The organism is Paracraurococcus lichenis, assembly GCF_030657435.1.
Lineage (GTDB): Bacteria > Pseudomonadota > Alphaproteobacteria > Acetobacterales > Acetobacteraceae > Paracraurococcus > Paracraurococcus lichenis.
On the sequence record NZ_JAUTWS010000452.1, the window covers coordinates 1 to 539 of the forward strand.

The 539-nt window shown below is 70.5% G+C and carries 1 pseudogene; it reads left to right on the plus strand.

The window, feature by feature from the left end:
- Positions 1-539 (plus strand): annotated as a pseudogene (locus Q7A36_RS40760) (IS4 family transposase); the annotation flags it as partial.

Here is a 539-nt window from a genome sequence, read left to right on the forward strand (position 1 = left end):
CGTCGACGCCCTGCTGCCGCACTGGGTTCGCCACGTCGTCGGCCAGCGCCCAGCAATCACCGTGGCGATGGACTGGACCGAGTTCGCTGCCGACGGCCAAGCCACGCTGATGCTCTCGCTGCTCTGCCGCCATGGCCGGGCCACGCCGCTCTTCTGGCTGAGCGTCGAGACGGCGACCCTGAAGGACCGCCGCAATGGCTACGAGTACCAGGCGCTGGTCCGCCTGGCCGAGGCGCTGCCCCTCGGGGTCAAGGTCTGCCTCGTCGCCGACCGCGGCTTCGGCGACCGCAAGCTCTACCGGTTGCTGACCGAGGAGCTGAAGTTCGACTTCGTCATCCGCTTCCGCGGCAACATCACGGTCACCGCCAACGACGGCGAGGCCCGACCGGCCGCCGACTGGGTCGGCAAGGGCGGCCGCGTCCGCATCCTGCGCGGTGCGACCGTCACCGCCGACGCCTACCCCGTCCCCACCGTCGTCTGCGTGCAGGCCAAGGACATGAAAGAGCCCTGGTGCCTGGCGAGCAGCACCGACCTGCCAC